The sequence below is a fragment of the Bacillus sp. MBGLi79 genome (assembly GCF_002953915.1).
This window is the reverse complement of the sequence record NZ_CP026521.1, coordinates 1,497,764-1,516,483: the sequence shown is the minus strand read 5'-3', so window position 1 is coordinate 1,516,483 and position 18,720 is coordinate 1,497,764. Positions and strand designations below refer to the sequence as shown.

Genomic DNA, 18,720 nt, shown 5'->3' with positions numbered 1-18,720 from the left:
CAAACATACCGCCTCTCCCACTATATTTCCAGATTAATAAGACACCGGATTCTCAGCTTCTGTTCCTGTTGGTTTGCCGATGATCGGACGGACAAAACGAATTACAGCAAGTGACGCGAAGACAGCTAACCCTCCGGCAAGCAAAAACGCTCCAGAAAACGTGCCCGTTTGGTCAACAATAAAACCTGTTAAAGTCGGGCCGATAATTCCTGCCGTGTTGGCGAGGAAATGCATGAAGCCGCCAACAGAACCGACATTGTTTTGATCAACCACATCTTGAATCACAGCCCAATAGATAGCACCTGTTAAATATAGAAAAAATACTGACAAAGCGACCAGTGTGACAGCGCCCGCAGTCGTTCCCACCAGCCCGGCAAAACCAATTAGGACAGCTGATGAAAACAAACACGTGACAAGCACAACCTTGCGTGAGAACAGCACGCCTTTTCGGGCTGTTTTTTTGTACACATAGTCAGAAACAAATCCTCCTGCAGCAAGCCCGATAAAGCCTAAAACCCACGGTATGACCGTGATAACACTCATCGATTCAACACTTAAGCCCCGCTCTTCGACAAGATAGCTTGGAAACCACGTCAAAAAGAAGAAGAGGATGTAGTTGTAAGCGAAAAAAGCGAACGCCGTGAACAGGACCGTTTTTTGCTTCAGATAAAAGGTGAGCGGAATTTTTTCTCCAGGAGACGTTTCTGCTTTGATTACCTGTGCTTCCTTCACCCTCTCTGACGGCTTTTCTTTGACAAACTTGAACCAGAGCACTGCCCATATCAAACCAATGATCATAATGAGAACGAAGGATAGCTTCCAGCTGACCGCCACTGCAATCATGCCGACAATCGGACCGGAAATGGCTCCTCCGAGCGGGGTGCCGCTGTTGGTTACACCGATAACGGACGCCCGCTGGGTCGGCGGGAACCAGTTATTCACCATCTTGTTGATGGTCGCAGACAGCGGGCCTTCTCCCATTCCAAAGAGGATACGGATAATCAGCAGGCTGACAAAACCAAAAGCGAGGGCGACTGCTCCGCTAAACAGCGACCAAACGACCATCGCGACAAATAGGGTCAGTTTTGCCCCGTAGCGGTCGGATGCCACGCCCCCAAGAAAGTTAAAAATGGCATAACCAATCGAAAAACTGCTGAAAATCAAACCCATTTGCGTGGCTGACAATGTGAGATCATCCTGAATAAAAGGAGCTGCAATGGAAAGCGCCGAGCGATCCAGGTAATTAATCACCCCTGCCAGGAACAAAAAAAGGATAATGGGAAGCTTATCTTTTGAAAACACCTCAACCTCACCCCTATGTTGGTTCAGTTTCTGTTGCGCCGCTTTCGTTACACACCTGAATAAGCCATAAATCCTCCATCGACAGGAACGGTGATTCCGGTGACAAAACCCGAATAGGATTCATCCGCCAGCCAAAGAAGCGTGCCGAGCAAATCCTCCGGTTTTCCGAAGCGCTTCATCGGTGTTCCCGCGATAATTTTGTGAGATCGGCTGGTGAACGTTCCGTCTTGGTTAATCAGCAGATCATGATTTTGTTTTGTCCGAAAAAAGCCTGGGGCAATCGCATTGACCCGCAGCCCGGTTTCGGCAAAATGAACGGCCGTCCACATCGTAAAGTTATTGATAGACGCCTTGGCAGCACTGTATGCCGGAACCTTCGTCATAGGTGAATAAGCACTCATGGAAGAAAGGTTGATAATCGCCGGTGAATCCGCCTTCAGCAGCTCTTTTCCAAACACTTGCGAGGCCAGAAACGCACCGGTGAAGTTAGTGGAGAAAACAGTTGAAAAGCCTCCCTCATCCATATCAAAAAAGGATTGGCCTTCTCCCGCTTCTTCATATGTCTCCACATCGGTTATCGCGTCAGGATGATTGCCGCCAGCCCCGTTAATTAACAGATCAACAGCGCCGAATCGACTAAGGATGTCTTTCTTTGCCCGCTCCAGTGACTCCCTGTCCAGCACATCCGCTGCAACAGAGCACGCTGTGCCGCCCGCCGCCGTTATCTCCTTCACGACCGCCTGGCCTTTTTCAGCCGTCCGATTCAATATCGCCACCTTCATGCCATGACGGGCTAGCTCCCTGGCCATCACAGAGCAAAGCACACCGCTGCCGCCAGTGATGACAACTGTTTTACCAGCAAGGTTCTCATGCAGCGGGATCATATGTCCACCTCTTTTTTCACCATTGCTTCATAGGCGTCCCACAGTCCGTTCAAATACATGATGCCAAGGGCACGATCGTATAAGCCATATCCCGGGCGGCATTGCTCACCCCAAAGATGGCGCCCATGATCCGGTCTGACATATCCTTCGTAATCCTGCTTATGCAGTTGTTCCATCACACCTTGAATGTTGATCGAACCATCCTTTGTTACATGCGATGTTTCAATAAAATCGCCATTCTCATAAATTTTCACATTGCGAATATGTGAAAATGGAGCGATGCCGGCATACGTTTTAGCGATCTCCACCATGTCGTTAGCGGGATTGGCTCCCATTGAACCTGTACATAGGGTGATGCAATTAGACGGTGAATCTGATATCGCCCGCAGTTTCTTATAGCTTGCCTCCCCCGTGATAATGCGCGGCAGTCCAAAAATCGGCCATGGCGGGTCATCCGGATGAATGGCCATTTGAACACCGTGACTTTCTGCAACAGGAAGAATTTCCTGCAAAAAGAATGATAAATTGTCCCATAGCTGTTCTTCATCGATCGTTCTGTAGGCCGAAAAAAGCTCTTTGATCCGAGCCAATTTTTCGGGCTCCCACCCCGGCAGTGTCATGTCAGATGCTTGCTCCACCGTCCGAATCAGCTCTTGGGGCTCAAGGCTTTCCACCTTGGCCTTTTCAAAAAACAGAGCGGTTGATCCATCTTCCAGCGGCCGGAACATGTCCGTGCGTGTCCAATCAAAAACCGGCATAAAATTGTAGCAGATCACTTTCACGCCAAATCCGGCAAGGTTGCGGATCGTTTGTTTGTAGTTTTCAATATATCGGCCGCGTTCTTCGTTCCCGAGTTTAATCGCTTCGTGAACATTCACGCTTTCTACAACTTCAGCATGAAAACCATAGGATTGAATATATTCGGTCTCGGCTCTGATTTCTTCTTTTTCCCACACGTCGCCGACAGGCTTTTGATGAAGAGCCCAAACGATGCCTTTGACACCGGGAATTTGCTTCACGTGTTCAAGTGTGACTGTATCGTTGCCTCGGCCATACCATCGAAATGTCATATTCATGCTTTCACCTCCGGATTCAGTCGATTAATCAAACGCGATGACGGCTTTCCGTACCTGATCTGGATGCTCCTTAATAAACTGAAATGCGTGATGGACATCATCCACTGAAAATGTATGGGTCACAAGCCCGTTATGCGCTAACCGGCCTTTATTCAAAAGCTCTACCACCTTGGGAAACTGATTGGTCTGCAATCTCGACCCGGTTATTGTGACTTCTTTTTTTGTAATCGGCAGCTGAGAAATCTGTGCCGCTCTTTCATCAAATCCAAGCACAACCACACGTCCCGCAGGTGAAACGGCCTCAACGGAAAACGCAAAAGTCTCCGGCAGGCAAACAGCATCAATGACCACATTTGCTCCCTCATGCCCAGTCCATTCACGGACCCGCTCGGCAACATGTTCTGCTTGGACATTTACAACAGCATCGGCGCCGTTTTCTTTTGCAAACGCCAGCCGCTCGTTGTTCAAGTCAGTCATCATGACAGCAGCACCCGCCAGCTTTGCCATTTTTAACACACAGATCCCAATAGGCCCCGCTCCTTGGATCAGAACGGTATCACCTTTTTCCACCTGCCCTCTCCACACTGCCTGGGCCCCTATCGTATAAGGCTCGGCCATGACCGCTTCCTCCCAAGGCAAGTCCTTTGAAACCGCGTAAAGCTGCCTTTCCGGAAGCACAATATATTCCCGCATGCCCCCGTCTTCATGTACGCCAAACACGGAGAGCTTGGCACAAACATTCGGCCGCCCTTTGCGACAGGCATAGCAAGTTCCGCAATAAGAAATCGGCTCAATTACCACATGGTCACCGGCTTTTAGGCTCTGTACATTCGCCCCAACTGCCTCCACTTGTCCCGTTACCTCGTGTCCGATGACTCTCGGGAGGGTAGCGAGCGGATTCGTCCCATGATAAATATGCATGTCTGATCCGCAAATCCCGACTCGCTTGACTTTCACGAGCACTTCATCATCCATAGAAAGAACCGGCTTCTTTATCTCCTCTGTCACCAGATCATACGGTTTTCGTACTTGAACCGCTTTCATTTTTCTCACCTGCTTTTTAAGAATTCATACACACTCCGAGCAATTGATATTCCGTGTTCCTTATTTCTTTCTTCATGCAGCTGCTCGATCTCACCAGGCACAAACACTCTCTCGACTCCAGCAGCTGGAGGAGACTGCTGCAGTTCATGAAGCATGGCATCCATCTGCTCTAAAAACGTATCCCGGTCGGTAAAAAAGGATGGATTGATCGCGCAAACGTAATGCCCCAGCTTTCTTTTTTGATCAAGGCCGCTGTACATTTTCGCAATATGAGGGCCAAAAGCCGCGCCAGCAAGCAATCCGGAAAACACATCCACCACAATCGATAGTCCATAGCCTTTCGGGCCTCCCAATGTTGAAAGTGAAACAACCTTGTCAGGATCCGTTACTGCTTCTCCGTTTTCATCGACTCCCCATCCTTCAGGAATTTCCTTGTCCTCTTCACGGGCCTGCAGAATCTTCCCGAAAGCCACTTTGGACGTCGCCATATCGAGGATAAGCGGTTTTTTATGCTTAGCCGGAACACCGTAAGCAATCGGATTTGTCCCTAAAAAAGGAGCCCTCCCTCCAAACGGGACAACGATACTGTCCGTATGCGTCATTGCCAATCCGATCAGTTTTTCGTCAGCCGCTTTTTGCACAAAATAGCTTAGCGCTCCGCAATGGCTGCTGTTGACGGCCGTGACCATGCCGACACCATTTTTCTTGGCCATGACAATTGCATGGTCCATTGCCATATCACAAATCACATGGCCGAATCCGTCATCACCATCCAGCACTCCGGTCACAGGCCCCGTTTCTTTAAAAACAGGCTGTGCCTCAGGGTTGATCCCTCCCGCTAAAAGCCTGTTCACATAGTGTTCTGTGCGCAGCACGCCATGCGAATGTACATTGCGCAAATCAGCGTGCACGAGGACATCTGCTACTTTTTCAGCATCTCGTTCATTCAAACCGGCACCGGCAAGCTTTTTCCAAACGAGTCTCTTTGCTTCTTCAGCTGCAATTGTTATCGTTTTCAATTAAGTGCCTCCTTCCTATTCAGTGCTTCCGGGCACCCATTAGTGAAAACCCCTACAAACACATTTTATTTACGGATTATTTCAAATATTCTTTATATTACATCGTCAGCTCTTTTGATGAAGATCCTGAACAATCTGAGCATGCTGCTGGTCTGTGAGTTTATAAAGAAAACCAATAATGATCATCGCCAATGCCAAAGCAATGGCCGGATACAGAAGCAAAAGCGCTTTGATGCCGATCAGTGCCTGTGCTGTCTGAACTGCATTCGGCACGTAGCCGATTATCCCCAAACCGATCCCCGAAAGAAACCCAGACAAAGACTGAGCTAGCTTTCTGGAAAAATTGAAAAGTGAATATGTCGTTGCTTCTTTCCGTTCACCGGATTTCCATTCGCCATAGTCGATAATATCGGAGACAAGAGCCCACGTGATGCCGTTTGGGATACTGATACCGATAAAGGCGATACTGGCGAGAATGGTAAACACATAAACGTTAGATGGAAGCATAAAGTTGATCAGATCCGCGGCCACACTGATGGCAAAGCCAATCATTGCCGTTCGTTTCTTTCCAAACATCTTGACGAGCTTTGGAAGGAATACGACGCCCAAAAAGGAAGAACCAATAATGATGAAGTTCATATAAGCCATTAATTCAACATTGCCCAGGTTATATTGTGCGAAATAGACGAGCATGGCGGATTTGATGTTGTATGCGGAAATTGAAAAAATCGTCATTAGGACAAGGGTTAACAGCGGTTTATTTGTAATAAATGTTTTGACGACAGATGAGAATGTTAATTTTTCTTTAGGGGCTTCCGATATGCCAACGCGCTCTTTGCAATTGCGGTAGCAAATATAAAACCAAAGCACACCGAGTAACGCGAACAAGCCCATGACCACGGGGTAGCCGATCTTCGGATTATCAAATTTGACGAGAAGCGGCATTACGGCCACACTTGTGATAAACAAGGCGCCAAGTGATCCGATTTGGCGGAACGTCGAAATGGAGGTTCGGTCCTCAGAATTTTGAGTCATTGCTGCTCCTAATGAGCCGTAGGGAATATTCACAAACGAATAGCCGATGCCCCAAATCATATAGGATGCATAAGCATAAATCAGTTTTCCGGTCGTTGATACATTTGGAGACAGAAAAATAAGAACAGTAAGCACCGCGAGCACGATGCTGCCGATTAATAAATAAGGCCTGAATTTCCCCCGTTTGCCGATGTTTTTGCGATAATCGATTGATGAGCCGACAATTGGATCTGTTATCGCCGCAAACAGCTTGCTGACTAAAAAAATGCCGCCGGCCATCGCAGCCGGAATTCCCGCTACATCAGTGAAATACTTCAATAAATAAATCTGGCCGAGATCAAACATAAAACCGTTGCCAAAATCACCAAAACCATAGGAGATTTTTTCCTTCAACGAAAGTCTTTTTTCCGTTTCGACCGACACAACCTTATTTGCCAGTTCAGTTCGCATGTTCCACCTCTGTGTCTTAAGAATTTTCGGGCAGTGGTCCGCTCAGTGATGCTGAGCGGACACTTTGTTACACGTTTGCTTTTTCTTCTTGAAATTGAAAGTAGTGTTTCGCATTGTCATAGCAAATTCCCTGAACGATGTTTCCAAGAAGCTCCATATCGCACGGCACTTCACCGTTTTCCACCCATTCCCCAATCAAATTGCAGACGATTCGCCTGAAATATTCGTGGCGCGTATACGAAAGAAAGCTTCTGGAATCGGTAAGCATGCCGATAAAACGGCTGAAAAGGCCAACGTTTGATAACGCTTTCATTTGGTCCAGCATTCCATCTTTAGTATCGTTAAACCACCAGGCTGTGCCAAATTGTATTTTTCCCGGGGTTATACCGTCCTGAAAACTGTTGATCATGCTGGCAATGACATAGTTATCATTGGGATTCAGTGAATATAAAATCGTTTTCGGCAGCTGGTTCTTCATCTCAACTGAGTTCAGCAGCTTGTATAAAGGCTTCGCAATTTCTTCATCGTTCATAGAATCATAGCCTGTATCAGGACCGAGCCTTTTCATCATTTTTGTATTCGTGTTTCTTAAAGCGTTGATATGAAACTGCATCGCCCAATCGAGCTCCGCATACAACCCGCAAAGAAACTGAAGCGTATATGTCTTAAATTTCTTCTCATCCTCATAAGAAACCTCTGTTCCTTGTAATCTGTCAGCAAAAATCCGTCCAGCTTCTTCTTTTGTCGTTTCGGCAAATACCATTGAATCTATCGCGTGATCAGACACTCTGCCGCCAGCTGAATGGAAGAATCGCACTCGTTTTTCCAACGCTTTTAAAAACTCATCATAGGTTGTAATGGATATGGCGGCGGCATCTTCAAGTGACTGCACCCAATCCGGAAAGCCTTCACGATTGATCTCAAGTCCTTTATCCGGCCGAAATCCAGGCAGCACGCTGACAGGAAAATCTTTGTCTTCTCTTAATAATAGATGGTATTCAAGAGAATCGACAGGGTCATCCGTTGTGCACACAACCTTTACATTTGATTTCATGATTAAATCCCTTGCCCCGAAGCCTTCCCCTTGGAGCAGTTCATTTGTCCGTTTCCATATAGCCGGTCCGGACTTCTCGTTTAAAATCTCATAAATGCCAAAAAAACGCTGCAATTCTAAGTGGGTCCAGTTGTAGAGCGGATTTCCGATCGCCATCGGCACGGTTTTCGCCCAAGCCATAAATTTCTCCTCATCTGGCGCATCTCCGGTGATGTATGTCTCCTCAATTCCATTGGCTCTCATGATGCGCCATTTATAATGGTCACCATACAGCCAGGCTTCCGTGATGTTTTGAAATGTTTTATTTTCATAGATTTCTTTCGGACTTAAGTGGCAGTGGTAATCAATAATCGGCATGTCTTTCGCATACTTGTGATAGAGGCTGACAGCGGTTTCATTTTTCAATAAAAAGTTTTCGCCCATGAAGGGTTCCATGTCCTCACCGTCTTTCATTCTATTTCAAAATGTTAACGTTAACATTTTGATTTGTTTTTATTTTACCTTTATATTCCTCTGGGATCAATCTCTTTTTTGAAAATGAAATGTTAACGCTATCATAAACATGAAAAAAGACATTGCCAGAAAGCACTCGGAAAGGAACGCTTTTGGCAATGCCAGATTCATTAAAAGGATTAGTAAGCCAGGCTGAAAAGTCCTTTAATATGTGTCAAATATCGTACATTACTTGCTTCTTTCATCAAGGAAGCAGGAAGACCTTTAAGCGGTGTAGAATTAGCACCAATAATGGCAACCGCGTCTTTGCGTCCAAGGCTTGCAAGTGTACCAGAGTTAACTGGCTTGAATGTTTCAAGTGTTTTGCCTGCTAGGTAAGCGAATAGGTTGTAACCGATCAGCTCACCCATTTGCCATGCGATTTGTGCAGTTGGCGGGTATGGACGGCCGTCTGGTCCGAAGTAAACGGCGCTGTCTCCAGCAACGAATACATCTTCATGAGATGTAGATTGCAGGAAGTCGTTTACAGTCGCGCGTCCGCGGTTCACTTCTAGGCCTGATTCACCGACTAATGGGTTACCTTGTACGCCGCCAGTCCAAACAAATGTGTTGGCAACAACTTTAGATCCGTCTTTCAGATCAATTACGTTTCCTTCTACATTTGTAACAGGGAGACCTGTTAAGAACTCAACGCCGCGTTTTTCAAGGCTTGCAGTTGCACGTTCGATAAGATCATCCGGAAGAACAGGAAGGATCTTCGGACCAGCTTCAACAAGCTTTAATTTGATTTCTTTATGGTCTACGCCGTATTTTTTCGCAAGGTTCGGCATGATGTCAGCAAGCTCACCAACAAGCTCAACACCTGTTAAGCCGCCTCCGCCGATAAGGATTGTTGCGTCTGCTTCGTTTTTCGTTTTAGAGTACTCGCGCACACGATCTTCAACATGCTGGAAGACTTTGTTCGCATCAGCAGCAGATTTCAACACCATGCTGTTTTCTTCAAGACCTGGGATGCCGAAATAAGCCGTTACAGAACCAAGACCTACAACAAGCGCATCGTAAGATAATGTAGAACCGTCACCAAGCGCAACTTCTTTTTTATCAACAGAGAAAGAGTTTACTTCCGCGATTTTAAGATCAATGTCTTTGCCTTTGAAAAGTTTTTCTAATGGCATAGCAACCGCTTTTTCAGACACGTTGCCTGCAGCAAGACGGTGTAATTCCGTAATGATTTGGTGAGTTGGGTATTTGTTTACCACTGTCACGCGTGCTTGTTCTTTTGTGTAATGTTTGCGAACTGTTAGAGCAGAAAGAACTCCGCCATAACCAGCGCCTAGAATGACAATATGTTTTGACATCGTATATCCTCCGTCCTTTATATCAATTTGAATCTGAGATTATTTTTGGTTTTCGCGTTCGTTCATGACTTCAAGGTAGCTGTTAGCAAAACGGAACAGCTTTTGAGCTTGAGGATCTTTCAGCATACGCAGCAGGCCGAAAAGACCAATTGTTTCGTTGCTTGCTTCCGCGCGGTCTTTTGCTTCGATCGCAGTCGCAGCTACTTCTTTCGCTGTTTCTTTTACAGGCTCAAGAATTTCAGTGATCGCACCGACTGTGTCGTTTTTTAACACTTCGTCAGTCGCTACAGACTGAGCGAAATCATAAGACTTCGTTAAAATATTGACTAACTCAGTCAGCTTCGGAAGCTGGTCAACTAAAACAGTCAATGATTCTTGAACTTCTGGCTTTAATAGCTGATCAATAAGATCTTGCTGGCTTTGGCTGACAGACGCATTTGTTTGATCGATTGTTTCTGGCATATCCAATTCTCCTTTACTATAAGCAGTTTGCTGATTTGTTTGGAAAGGGTAGTGCCTCTCCCTGTCTCACGCTTTTAAGGCATAAGAATAAGGATTGTGAATTCATGCACAATCATTTACAAAAATAAATGTTTACTACCCAGTTTTTCATCTTGCCATATTCAGTATTATTTTTATAAAAAAATAAAATTAAAGATCCGATTTCTGACCTAAATAATAAAAACAATAGCTTGAAAATAAATAATCGATTTTTTTCAATTTATGTCAATATAACAATCCTATTAGAATTGCCTATTTTCTACTATTCACAGTAGTAAAAATAAAATTTATGCCAAATAACCATAGCAACATTAATGATATAACTTAAGTTATCGACAAATATGAAGCCTGTTAACTAAAAAACCTCTATTAACTCAAATTCTTCAAATATTAATTCCATATCTGGAGAGTAGGTACCTTCTCGCATAAAGAATTCTTTATGTCCTTGTTGCCAATATGACAAGCTTAGATCACCCTCACCTTCTTTACGCGCTAACTGTTCTGTGACCTCAGAAAAACGTACCAATGTTAAAGAGCGTGTTCTGATAACACAAATAGGAACCCCATGGCTATTTAAAATAATATTGTAACCACCAATTGTTGGCGTGACTGGATCACTAAAAAAACCACTTAATGAGCTACATGTTGCTGTTTTTTTTCTTTCAACGACAAGTTGTGCAAGTTCATCAGCAAGCTGCGGATTATCCCCGAAAGACCAACAAATCGCTGTAGGGTATTTCTTTTTTATCAATTCCAGCATGAGATTTTTCTCTCGTTATCTCGAATAAAAAACCAACACCTGATTTTAGTCAGGCATTGGTTATTCCTATATTACTGTATAAAACAATTAATATTGTGATTTAATTGTTTTTGCGATCTCAGCGACGACATTCTGCCATCCTTCCCCTAGCGTACGTACCAGAGCCGGATAGCCATCTTCCGTTTGTGTTAACGCGACAGAAAAAGGCTGACTAATCACTTTATTGCCTTGAGTGTAGATCCAATCACCAGCAATAATCACTTTGCCGTCATATCGACCTTGAAAATAATTAACATTGACAGTCAATTTAGCAAGTTTATCTTCAATAGGTTGTGTCGAAACCACTCGATTAGGGAATTCTTTTGCTAATCCCACAACCAGATTTTGCTGTAGCTGTTGATCAAGCGGGTTTATCCACAAATGTTGGTTAGCAACGGTATAATTGATATCACTGGTTTGATAGACAATGCCCGTGTTAACTAACATATCAGATAAACGGATAGGCTGAACCCAAATCTGATCTTGCTTTGCGCTCTCAGTGGTTGTAACAACCTTATTATTTGCACCTTGATAAACATCAGGTAATTGATAATAAGCTTTATCAGGCACACTTGAACAAGCCGTCAGCATCAATACCGCGATCCCAATAATATATTTCATTATTTTTCAGCCCTCTTTGGTTCAGGATCTTTACCTTGTTGTGCTTCAAAAATTAATGCGTTGCTCTTATTGTTTAAGGTCTTCAATAGCGGTTGCATCTCTCTGAGCACTTGATCTAAGCGTTGCATATTATCAACCATTTTACTGTATGCCGGTGAGCCAGGTTGGAAACCTTGCATACTGCGATTGATCTCTTTTAATGACTGTTGAATATCATTAGGCAGTTTTTGGAAGTCATCACTACCAATCATAGCATTTAATGATTTCAGAGTTTCCTTCGCTTCAGCAACCGCTTTTTGACTTTCGGTTAATGTCGCAGTCATCTCTTTCAACATTGGCTCAACAGGAAGATTGTTGATCTTATCCAATGAAGTCATCACTTTTTGCTGAATTTGCGTTAAACCAGAACTGACTGTGGGTATTTGTGGTAATCCTGCAACAGTTTGTGGCCCTTTCCAAGGTTCAACATCTTGATAAAAGTCCAGATCAATATACAGCGCACCTGTTAATAGATTGCCTGATTTTAACGATGCTCTTAATCCATTTTCAGCAGCAGAAGAAAGCTCTTTTACGAAATCAAAACTTTCACCTACATCATTCGCAAAACGTTCCGGCTCAACATGGATAAGCACAGGAATACGGAAATCTTTATCTAACGATTGTTGCATTTCTTGGGTGTAATAGGGTACTTGAACAACCGTACCCATTCTAATACCACGGAACTCAACTGGCGCTCCGGCTTGTAATCCTCTTATAGAATCAGAGAAAAACATAATATAGCTACGGTAATCGGTATATAACGAATTTTGAATACTCTTTTCGTTATCATAAAGTTTAAATTCTGTTTTAGGGGCTATAGCTTCACCAGGTAACCACCCCGTAGGCACATCAAAACTCACCCCACCGCTAAACAGTGTGGAAAGCGAAGCCATTTCAACACGAACCCCTGATGATGACATATCAAATGCAATGCCTGAATCTTTCCAGAAACGAACATTCGACGTGACCATTTTGTCATAAGGTGCTTTGATAAAAAGCTGGTAGTGCATATCTCGGCTTTCAATATTAAATTCACTCGTCTCAACCGAGCCGACTTGATAACCCCTAAATAATACCGGATCACCTGCATTAAGCTGGCCTGCTCTTTCACTGACTAAATTAATGCGTATCCCCTTTGCATCCGGAGAGGCCAGTGGCGGAGAGTCCAATAAATTAAATTCATCCTGCTCTTTGCCTGTTAAACCGGGTTGTAGCTCAATATAAGCACCTGAGAGTAGAGTACCTAAACCAGTGACACCTTCTTTTCCCACTTGTGGTTTAACCACCCAAAAAGCGGTATCAGCACGCAGTAGCTCTTTCATTTCATTATCGAGACGAGCTTTGATGATCACTCGACTAAAATTACTATCTAATGTCACACTTTCGACTAGGCCAATATCAACACTACGGCTCTTTATTTTAGTTTTACCTGCTTCAATACCATCAGCATTATAGGTTATTAATGTGACTTCAGGACCTTGATGACTGAAATGATAATAAAGTATCCAAGCTCCTATCAATAACGTAACAAGAGGTATTATCCAAACTGGAGACCAGCTTTTCAGTTTATTAATTTTTGCTTGTGTTAAAGCAGTATCGTTCTTTTCAGTCACCCTTAGGCTCCTTAATCATGGGTTTATCATCATCGGCAGTACATTTATCCCATGTTAACCGAGGATCAAACATCATTGCAGAGAACATCGTTAATACGACAACCAATGCAAATAGCACTACACCAAAATCGGGATAGATACTCATCAGACGTCCCATTCTGACTAATGAAGCTAAAACAGCGATAACAAAAACGTCAATCATTGACCAACGCCCTACATATTCGACCACTTCATAGAGAAAGTGCATTCTCGCCGGATCACGTTTTCCTTTGGCTTTATGTGCATCCCAACATAACCAACCGATAGCCACCATTTTTAAACTAGGTACCATAATACTGGCAATAAAAATAACCATTGCCACAGGATATGAGCCATCTTCCCAAAGTAAGATAACCCCAGCCATTATGGTTGAGTAAAGATTATTACCCAGCGACTCCGTCACCATAATCGGCAATAGGTTAGCCGGAATATAAAGAATTAAAGAAGTAATTAAGAAAGAGAGCGTCCATTGCAAACTATGAGGTTTTCTCGCATACCCTTTTACTTCACAACGACTACATTCATATTGATCAGCCGGTAAAATAGCAGTGCAAGAACGACATAATCTTACCCCTTGCTTTAAACCTGTTTTACCTGATTCAATTTTAGGATAAGCGGGTCGCGATTCTAGTTTTTCCCATAATGTATGGCGATCTAAACATTGAAATGCACGAATTTGTAATAAGCAGTAAAGTACATAAGGTAGGAAGCTTAACCCTAAGCCGATATCACCATACGCCATTAGCTTGACAAAACTGACTAAAATACCGGCTAAAAAAATCTCTGCCATACACCACGATTTTAATTGGAAAAGAATTCGTGATAGCCAAATTTGTAATTTTCTTGGCAGCTTAATGGGTGTACAAAGCAGTAAAATCGCTATCATGCAGAAAGCAGGAACCACTTGTACAAAGAGTAAAAAGAAAGCGCCTAGCTCAACATAATTTTCGCTAAACATCACATTTGGGATCTGCATTAAAGTAATGTTATTGGTAATTCCTGCCACTTCCATACTGACAAAAGTAAATTGGCAAGCCATTAACAACATAAATAATGCACTAATCGCCAAGGCTACAGGCTGATAAAAAGGTTGTCGCCAACGTGCTGTTAGCAAAGTGTGGCAACGTGGACAGGTCGCCTTGGTTCCTTGGGCTAATTCAGGAACACTCACTACCAGATCGCACTGAGGGCACAATATTTGCTCATGTTGTTCTTCATGACAAGAATGTTGACCCGAACACACAACGGCACCTCTCATTTATTTGATAATCAATAAACAACAATAAGTATAGAGACTAAAACGGGGCATTATGCCCCGTTATGAGTTGGCATACGTTATTCACCGTTTTGCATCATCTCCAACTCTTGCCATCTATCAAAAGCTGTTTCAAGTTCATTTTCCTTATCAGCTAATGCTTTTAGCACTTTTTCTGTCTCTTCATGAGGACGTGTAAAGAAATCAGCTGCAGCCACTTCTTCTTGTAAACAACCTAATTCCTCTTCTAAACGTTCCAGTTTAGCGGGCAGTTGTTCAAGCTCGCGGATCAAATGATAGCTTAACTTATTGTTACTTCGTGTAGCCTTTTTGGCGTTCTGTTTTGGTTTAGTCTCTTTTTCAGTTTTTTCTGGTGCATTACGTGACTTATTCGCTTCATTTTTAAGAGAAACAGACTGTGCCCGCTGCTGCTGCGCATCATAATAGCCACCAACATAGCTATTGATTACGCCATCACCTTCAAAGATCCAACACTCCGTAACACTATTATCAACAAATTCACGATCATGGCTAACCAACAACACAGTGCCTTGATAAGCATCCACCAGCTCTTCTAATAGTTCTAATGTTTCAACATCAAGATCATTAGTTGGTTCATCAAGAATAAGTAAATTGCTTGGTTTTAAGAACAAACGAGCAAGCAATAGACGATTTCTTTCGCCCCCCGAAAGTGCTCTAACAGGTGTCATGGCACGTTTTGGTGGAAATAAGAAATCTTGCAAATAACCTAAAACATGACGAGGACGACCATTTACCATCACCTCTTGCTTACCTTCAGCAAGGTTATCCATCACTGTTTTATCAGGATCAAGTGTGGCACGATGTTGATCAAAATAAGCAACTTCTAATTTAGTGCCGCAATGAATACGACCACTATCTGCTTTTAAATCCCCTAACATCAATTTGAGTAGTGTGGTTTTACCACAACCATTAGGGCCAACTAAGGCAATTTTATCTCCTCGTTGTACTTTTGCAGAGAAGTCCCGAACGAGCCTACGCGTACCGATGCTATAATTAACATCTTCTAATTCAAACACAATTTTACCTGAGCGCGTTGCTTCTTCGACCTGCATACGAGCACTGCCTAATACTTCGCGACGTTCACTTCGTTCAACTCGCAATGCTTTTAATGCCCGTACACGACCTTCATTACGAGTCCGGCGAGCTTTGATCCCTTGACGTATCCATGCTTCTTCTTGCGCTAATTTCCGGTCAAACTCAGCATTTTGTTGCTCTTCAACACGCAATGCTTCTTCTTTACTTTCCAGATATTTATTGTAATTTCCCGGCCATGAGGATAGTTTTCCGCGATCTAAATCAATAATGCGGGTTGCCATATTACGAATAAATGATCGGTCATGGGAAATAAAGACAATGCTACCTTGGAAATCCTTTAAAAATTTCTCTAACCATAAGATAGTTTCTATATCTAGATGGTTGGTGGGTTCATCCAAAAAGAGCACTTTCGGTGCGCTCACTAATGCGCGCCCTAATGCGGCTTTTCTTAACCATCCTCCAGAAAGTGAGGAAAGCTCAGCTTCGCCATTTAACCCTAATTTTTCCAGTACTTCAGCAATACGGCTATCTAATAACCAGAGATTACGGTTATCGAGCACTTCTTGTAACTGAGCTAATCGATTAAGATTTTTTTCAGAAGGGTCCGTTTCTATTACCTTTGAAACACGATGATATTCGGTAATATATTGCGCATCTTCTGCAACGCCTTGCGCGACAAAATCAAAAATAGTGCCTTCGATATCTCTGGGGGGATCTTGTTGTAAACGTGCAGTCACCAGATCTTGTTCATACACCACTTGCCCATCATCTAAGGGCTGCTCTTTGGCTAACACTCTTAATAGGGTCGATTTTCCGGCACCATTGCGACCGACTAAACAAACGCGTTCATTTTCATCAATAAACAAGTCTGTATTATCTAATAAAGGGGCATCACTAAACGCTAAATAAGCCCCAGTCAAACTAATTAACGGCATTGTAAATTATTCCTCACCAGCATGATTTAATAGCCAGCAATTGTGGATTTGGCGGTTACGTGCAAAATCTTGCGATAATGTTTTTTGTGTTATCTCTTTTGCTGTTAACCCAATATTCGCTAATGCTTCATGATCCATTTTGAAACCACGTTTATTATTTGAGAACATAATTGTTCCGCCTTTTCTTAACAAACGCTTTAGATGTTTCATTAATTCAATATGATCACGTTGTACATCAAAGGTATTTTCCATGCGTTTTGAATTAGAGAACGTCGGAGGATCGATAAAAATCACATCAAACTGTTCATTACTTTGGCTTAGCCACTGTAAGCAATCCGCCTGCATTAAACGATGTTGTCTACCTGATAATCCATTTGCTTGAAAGTTTTTCTCAGCCCATTCAAGATAAGTCCGTGACATATCTACTGTTGTGGTACTTTTAGCTCCCCCCAACCCAGCATGGACTGACGCGCTACCGGTATAAGCAAAGAGATTTAAAAAGTCTTTTCCTTTGCTCATTTCACCTAACATTTTGCGTGCAATGCGGTGATCTAAAAACAGTCCAGTATCGAGGTAGTCGGTTAAATTCACCCAGAATTTGGCACCAAACTCATCAACTAAAAAGAAATCCCCCTTCTCTGCCATTTTTTCATATTGTTGTTTACCTTTTTGGCGTTGACGAGTTTTTAAAATTAGTTGATCAGAGCGTAATGCCAAAACCTCCATGGTGGCACTAATCACATCAAATAAACGCTGACGTGCTTTATGTTCATTAATGGTTTTTGGAGGTGCATACTCTTGGATCACCACTTTTTCGCCATAGCGATCTACCGCAACATTATATTCTGGTAAATCAGCATCATATAAGCGATAACACTCAATTTGCTGTTGTTTTGCCCATTTTGCGAGTTTTTTCTCATTTTTACGTAAACGGTTAGCAAAATCTTCCGCCAGTCGTGTATTAATCGTCGAAGGTGTTTCTGATAATAAATAGTTTTTTTGTACACAATCTAACGGACCATTTTTAGCTTTAAATTCACGCTCAGCACGTAACTGAATACAGCTTAACAATTCAGGAGAAGCACTAAAAAGTGATAATCGCCATCCTGGGAAATGGGCTTTTACCGCTCGTCCTAACTGACTATGCAAGGCAATGAGTGCGGGTTCACTTTCTAAACGTTCACCATAAGGCGGGTTACTAATAATCGTCCCTTTAACACCCGTGGATACTGGATTAGTCAGTTTTGCTGCATCACCTTGGGTAAAAGTAATTAAATCGGCCACATCCGCACGGCGTGCGTTAGCTCTTGCCATATCTAATACGCGTTTATCCACATCGAAACCATAAAAACGCGCTTGAGTATTCTTTTTACCTTCACGGAAGCGGGCAAATGCTTCATGAGTGACTTCTTTCCATAGCGCTTCATTATGTCCTAACCAATGACGAAAACCCCAATGGACTCGATTTAAAGCGGGGGCACAATCCGTCGCCATCATTGCCGCTTCAATAAGTAAAGTACCTGAGCCACACATAGGATCAATTAATGGTGTATCGGTTTTCCAACCTGAACGCATAATAATCGCTGCGGCTAGATTCTCTTTTAGCGGTGCTTGCCCTGTTAAGTCACGATAACCACGTTGATGTAATCCATCGCCACTGAGATCTAAAGATAATGACGCTTTTTCTTTATGTAGATGTATAGTTAAACGAATATCCGGTGATTGCTTAGCAACATCCGGTCGTTGCCCTATTTTACGTTGGAATGAATCGACGATAGCATCTTTCGCTTTTAATGCACCATATTGGCTATTACGGATCACATCATTAGTGCCATTAAAGTGAATAGCAAAAGTATGATTAACTGTAAATACTTCGCTCCAATCAATTGCTTGCACACCAAGGTATAAATCTAGATCACTGTAGACATTAAATTCATTTAGCGGAAGCATGATGCGAGAAGCTAAACGGCTCCAGAGCAAAGACTGATACATGGTTTTATCATCAGCACGGAAATAGACACCACCTTGCGTAATCTGGCAAGACTGGGCACCAAGGTGTTCAAGTTCAGTTTTTAATAATTCTTCCAGACCTCGGCCTGTGCTGGCAAACAGAGAGCGCATAATATTGTTACCACCTAAAATAAAATTGTTGGGCATTATAGCTAA

15 protein-coding genes are annotated in these 18,720 nt (G+C 43.2%); all 15 read right to left on the bottom strand.

Translation table 11 applies throughout. The annotated features are described in order from the left end of the window. Positions 1–33: 33 nt before the first annotated feature. The 15 genes from C1T29_RS07635 to rlmKL all read right to left on the bottom strand — a co-directional run bounded on the left by C1T29_RS07635 (position 34) and on the right by rlmKL (position 18,675). The gene (locus C1T29_RS07635; protein ID WP_103748886.1) at positions 34–1,302 is read right to left on the bottom strand and encodes an MFS transporter; all 1,269 of its coding nucleotides are present in this window, start codon (positions 1,300–1,302) and stop codon (positions 34–36) included. 47 nt (positions 1,303–1,349) lie between these two features. Further along, entirely contained in the window at positions 1,350–2,186 is an 837-nt protein-coding gene (locus C1T29_RS07630; RefSeq protein WP_103748887.1) for an SDR family oxidoreductase, read from the bottom strand. Beyond that, entirely contained in the window at positions 2,183–3,262 is a 1,080-nt protein-coding gene (gene uxuA, locus C1T29_RS07625) for a mannonate dehydratase (protein ID WP_103748888.1), read from the bottom strand. Before uxuA ends, C1T29_RS07630 begins: the two co-directional genes overlap by 4 nt. Positions 3,263–3,286: 24 nt before the next feature. Next, positions 3,287–4,306, bottom strand: a complete 1,020-nt coding sequence (locus C1T29_RS07620) for a zinc-binding alcohol dehydrogenase family protein (protein ID WP_014663616.1) — start codon at positions 4,304–4,306, stop codon at positions 3,287–3,289. A gap of 5 nt (positions 4,307–4,311) precedes the next feature. Next, the gene (allD, locus tag C1T29_RS07615) at positions 4,312–5,325 is read right to left on the bottom strand and encodes an ureidoglycolate dehydrogenase (RefSeq protein ID WP_103748889.1); all 1,014 of its coding nucleotides are present in this window, start codon (positions 5,323–5,325) and stop codon (positions 4,312–4,314) included. Between the two features lie 105 nt (positions 5,326–5,430). Continuing rightward, a complete protein-coding gene (locus C1T29_RS07610) occupies positions 5,431–6,810 on the bottom strand; it encodes an MFS transporter (protein WP_103748890.1) in 1,380 nt (459 codons plus the stop codon). A 67-nt stretch (positions 6,811–6,877) separates the two neighbouring features. Continuing rightward, positions 6,878–8,299, bottom strand: coding sequence for a glucuronate isomerase (gene uxaC / locus C1T29_RS07605; RefSeq protein ID WP_095432577.1), 1,422 nt, complete (start codon positions 8,297–8,299; stop codon positions 6,878–6,880). Between the two features lie 197 nt (positions 8,300–8,496). Beyond that, on the bottom strand, positions 8,497–9,675 hold the full coding sequence (locus tag C1T29_RS07600) for an NAD(P)/FAD-dependent oxidoreductase (protein ID WP_208945648.1): 1,179 nt from the start codon (positions 9,673–9,675) through the stop codon (positions 8,497–8,499). Between the two features lie 39 nt (positions 9,676–9,714). Further along, the gene (locus C1T29_RS07595; RefSeq protein WP_014663610.1) at positions 9,715–10,137 is read right to left on the bottom strand and encodes a DUF1641 domain-containing protein; all 423 of its coding nucleotides are present in this window, start codon (positions 10,135–10,137) and stop codon (positions 9,715–9,717) included. A gap of 394 nt (positions 10,138–10,531) precedes the next feature. After that, positions 10,532–10,936, bottom strand: coding sequence for an ASCH domain-containing protein (locus tag C1T29_RS07590; RefSeq protein ID WP_004244678.1), 405 nt, complete (start codon positions 10,934–10,936; stop codon positions 10,532–10,534). Between the two features lie 87 nt (positions 10,937–11,023). Next, complete coding sequence (pqiC, locus tag C1T29_RS07585; protein WP_004244677.1) at positions 11,024–11,596, bottom strand: membrane integrity-associated transporter subunit PqiC; 573 nt, start codon at positions 11,594–11,596, stop codon at positions 11,024–11,026. Continuing rightward, a complete protein-coding gene (gene pqiB / locus C1T29_RS07580; RefSeq protein ID WP_060555344.1) occupies positions 11,596–13,248 on the bottom strand; it encodes an intermembrane transport protein PqiB in 1,653 nt (550 codons plus the stop codon). The genes pqiC and pqiB overlap by 1 nt, the downstream gene beginning before the upstream one ends. Then, complete coding sequence (gene pqiA / locus C1T29_RS07575) at positions 13,241–14,530, bottom strand: membrane integrity-associated transporter subunit PqiA (protein ID WP_004247682.1); 1,290 nt, start codon at positions 14,528–14,530, stop codon at positions 13,241–13,243. Before pqiA ends, pqiB begins: the two co-directional genes overlap by 8 nt. Before the next feature lie 92 nt (positions 14,531–14,622). After that, the gene (locus C1T29_RS07570; protein ID WP_208945647.1) at positions 14,623–16,554 is read right to left on the bottom strand and encodes an ABC transporter ATP-binding protein; all 1,932 of its coding nucleotides are present in this window, start codon (positions 16,552–16,554) and stop codon (positions 14,623–14,625) included. Between the two features lie 6 nt (positions 16,555–16,560). Then, complete coding sequence (gene rlmKL, locus C1T29_RS07565; protein ID WP_004247681.1) at positions 16,561–18,675, bottom strand: bifunctional 23S rRNA (guanine(2069)-N(7))-methyltransferase RlmK/23S rRNA (guanine(2445)-N(2))-methyltransferase RlmL; 2,115 nt, start codon at positions 18,673–18,675, stop codon at positions 16,561–16,563. Between the last annotated feature and the right edge of the window lie 45 nt (positions 18,676–18,720).

Coding starts and splice junctions, on each gene's coding strand:
- C1T29_RS07630 (WP_103748887.1), bottom strand. CDS start 2,186: ATGATCCCGCTGCATGAGAACCTTGCTGGTAAAACAGTTGTCATCACT.
- uxuA (WP_103748888.1), bottom strand. CDS start 3,262: ATGAATATGACATTTCGATGGTATGGCCGAGGCAACGATACAGTCACA.
- C1T29_RS07620 (WP_014663616.1), bottom strand. CDS start 4,306: ATGAAAGCGGTTCAAGTACGAAAACCGTATGATCTGGTGACAGAGGAG.
- C1T29_RS07610 (WP_103748890.1), bottom strand. CDS start 6,810: ATGCGAACTGAACTGGCAAATAAGGTTGTGTCGGTCGAAACGGAAAAA.
- uxaC (WP_095432577.1), bottom strand. CDS start 8,299: ATGGAACCCTTCATGGGCGAAAACTTTTTATTGAAAAATGAAACCGCT.
- C1T29_RS07600 (WP_208945648.1), bottom strand. CDS start 9,675: ATGTCAAAACATATTGTCATTCTAGGCGCTGGTTATGGCGGAGTTCTT.
- C1T29_RS07595 (WP_014663610.1), bottom strand. CDS start 10,137: ATGCCAGAAACAATCGATCAAACAAATGCGTCTGTCAGCCAAAGCCAG.
- C1T29_RS07590 (WP_004244678.1), bottom strand. CDS start 10,936: ATGCTGGAATTGATAAAAAAGAAATACCCTACAGCGATTTGTTGGTCT.
- pqiC (WP_004244677.1), bottom strand. CDS start 11,596: ATGAAATATATTATTGGGATCGCGGTATTGATGCTGACGGCTTGTTCA.
- C1T29_RS07570 (WP_208945647.1), bottom strand. CDS start 16,554: ATGCCGTTAATTAGTTTGACTGGGGCTTATTTAGCGTTTAGTGATGCC.
- rlmKL (WP_004247681.1), bottom strand. CDS start 18,675: ATGCGCTCTCTGTTTGCCAGCACAGGCCGAGGTCTGGAAGAATTATTA.